This window comes from Virgibacillus sp. 7505, assembly GCF_002272135.1.
Classification (GTDB): domain Bacteria; phylum Bacillota; class Bacilli; order Bacillales; family Amphibacillaceae; genus Terribacillus.
Genome location: NZ_NPBF01000200.1, coordinates 1 through 266, shown reverse-complemented (window position 1 = coordinate 266; position 266 = coordinate 1). Strand labels below are relative to the sequence as shown.

1 protein-coding gene is annotated in these 266 nt (G+C 45.9%); it reads right to left on the bottom strand.

Annotated elements, in window-relative coordinates:
- A partial coding sequence (locus tag CHH91_RS18590) for a DUF11 domain-containing protein (RefSeq protein WP_141234222.1) occupies positions 1-266 on the bottom strand: 266 nt, incomplete at both ends.

Genomic DNA, 266 nt, shown 5'->3' with positions numbered 1-266 from the left:
GCTGGTGGTTCGTTAATGTCAATTTCCGCTTCAGGTTTGTCTGGATCGTCAATATTGCCACCGTTTACAGTCGCAACGTTTTTAATCGATGTTCCAGACTCAATTGTCGCTTCAAACGTGACCGTACGCCATTCTGTGTCAGTAACAGTTCCAAAATCAGCTGTAACTGTACCGTCTTCGAAAGTGGCTGTACCACCATCGCTTACTTGTAGGCTACCTTCTACGAATGCCAAGCCTTCTGGAAGTTGGTCGATGATCGTTAAGTC